This is a genomic window from Neisseria sp. P0001.S005 (genome assembly GCF_051963715.1).
In genome coordinates, this window is the sequence record NZ_JBQCTZ010000356.1 from 1 (window position 1) to 1,994 (window position 1,994).

The 1,994-nt window shown below is 52.2% G+C and carries 3 protein-coding genes; 2 read left to right on the plus strand and 1 reads right to left on the minus strand.

Translation table 11 applies throughout. The features are described 5' to 3' along the window. Positions 1-304: 304 nt before the first annotated feature. Entirely contained in the window at positions 305-787 is a 483-nt protein-coding gene (locus ACTHSP_RS20085; RefSeq protein WP_308887765.1) for a TlpA disulfide reductase family protein, read from the minus strand. Positions 788-956: 169 nt separating this feature from the next. Between ACTHSP_RS20085 and arsC the strand changes: the two genes are divergently transcribed. Together arsC and ACTHSP_RS20095 are read left to right on the plus strand one after the other, a co-directional pair. Next, a complete protein-coding gene (arsC, locus tag ACTHSP_RS20090; RefSeq protein WP_254347191.1) occupies positions 957-1,316 on the plus strand; it encodes an arsenate reductase (glutaredoxin) in 360 nt (119 codons plus the stop codon). A gap of 25 nt (positions 1,317-1,341) precedes the next feature. Then, the coding region (locus ACTHSP_RS20095; RefSeq protein ID WP_440346781.1) for a YdcF family protein at positions 1,342-1,994 on the plus strand (653 nt) is incomplete at its 3' end.

Below are 1,994 nucleotides of genomic sequence, written 5' to 3' on the forward strand. Positions count from 1 at the left end.
TTCAGGGCTTCGAAACCGCCGGGATAGGTTTTGGAAACTTGTTCGAAACGGATCATGGGTTTTCCTGAAAATAGGGAGTCAGACGGCCGGCGTCATCGATAGGGCAACATGCCGTCTGAAAAAATGGGGATATTCACAGATTATAAATATTTCGGCTGCTTTTTGATAGTGAAACCTCGGTTCTGCCTGTGGAGACACTGCCGGTTTGCAACACAAAGCAATATGGTTTGAAAAAGGGCCGTCTGAACGATTGGGTTTCAGACGGCCTCGGTATCAGCGTAGGTTAAGCACCTTATCCGCTGTTTTATTTACATTTGGTTTTGGCCAAATTCACGGCGGCGGTCAGGCTTTTTTCGTTGACTTCGCCGGTGATGGTTTGTTTGTAGCCGCATTTCGGCGCTTCGACGACAGTGAAGGGCAATACGCCGACGTTGTTGCCGTGGGCTTTCATGAAGTTGCGGCTGTTGGCGCCGGTGTAACGCCAAATCGGATAGCTGACCGGCGTTTGTTTCAGGAACTTGCCGATGTTGTCGGTCGTATCCAGCGCGATGCCGACCATATCGACGCTGCCTTTTTTCTGAGCTTTGTACCATGCCGACATGGCGGGCATTTCTTTACGGCAGGGGCCGCACCAGGTTGCCCAAAGGTTGACCACGCGCACGGGGGCTTTGAGCGATTCCAGGCTTTGCGGTTTGTTGTCCTGCCAACCTGCTGTTTCATCGGCGGCAAAGGCCGGCGCAGAGGTAAAAACGGTGGCGGACAAGAGAAGGGCGGTTAAGGCTTTCATGGTTGTATCCTTGAGGTTGCCAATCGAAATTGTGTTTATTGTAAAACGGTTTGGTGGGTATGCCTACCGATTCATATCAAGATATCAGGTAAAAAGTTTGAGTAAAAATCAGTTGCAGACGATAATAACCGCCATCATTGAATGATTTTGCAATAATACGGAGACTTTCATGCCGTCTGAATTCACACTTTATCACAACCCGCGTTGCAGCAAATCGCGTGCCGCGCTGGCTTTGCTCGAAGAAAAAGGCGTTGCCGCCGATGTAGTCAAATATCTGGATACCGCGCCTGATTTGGCGACTTTGCAGGATATGTTTGCCAAACTCGGCATCGAATCGGTGCGCGGCATGATGCGCACGAAAGACGATTTGTACAAAGAATTGGGTTTGGACAATCCCGATTTGGACAATGCCGCCCTGCTTCAGGCAATCGTCGAACACCCTGCCCTGCTCGAGCGTCCCGTTTTGGTAACGCCTACGCGCGCAGCCATCGGCCGTCCGTTGGAAAACATTGCCGCCCTACTCGGCTGACGGGGTTGGATAAGGCTGTCTGAAGATGATTTCCCTGCTTAAAAGCCGCAATGGCCTGCGATATTACCTGTTTCGCGGCCTTGCTTTGAGCGTTTTGCTGGTGTGCGGTATTTTTTTGACCGGCACATGGCAGATTTACCGGACAGGTTTGCAAACCTTGCCGAAGGACGCTCATGCCGATGCGGCGGTGGTGTTGGGTGCGGCGGCGTGGGACAAACGCCCGTCGCCGGTATTCCGTGAGCGCATCAACCACGCTATCACGCTCTACCAAAGCCATCGGGTCGGCAAAATCATTTTCACCGGCGGTACACCCAAAAAAGGATTTATGACCGAAGCCGAAGTGGGGCGCCGATACGCGCTCAAGCAGGGCATACCGGCGCACAATATCCTATTTGAAAACACGTCGCGCAACACTTACGAAAACCTGCGCAATATCATCCCCATCATGCACGCCAACGGAGTCGGCAGCATTATCATTGTCAGCGACCCGTATCATTTGGCGCGTGCCGAAGAAATGGCTGCTGATTTGGGCTTGTCAGACGCGCAGTTCTCCGCCACTCCGACCACGCGCTTTGACGAGCGCAGCAAGAAAGCCAAGTTTCTGATGCAGGAGAGCTATTCTTTGTTTCTCTACCGTATCGGCAAATGGAGCGATGCGGTTTGGAATTGGATAGGTGG

Excerpts from the sequence above, each read along its gene's own strand:
- ACTHSP_RS20085 (WP_308887765.1), bottom strand. The coding sequence starts at position 787 with ATGAAAGCCTTAACCGCCCTTCTCTTGTCCGCCACCGTTTTTACCTCT.
- arsC (WP_254347191.1), top strand. The coding sequence starts at position 957 with ATGCCGTCTGAATTCACACTTTATCACAACCCGCGTTGCAGCAAATCG.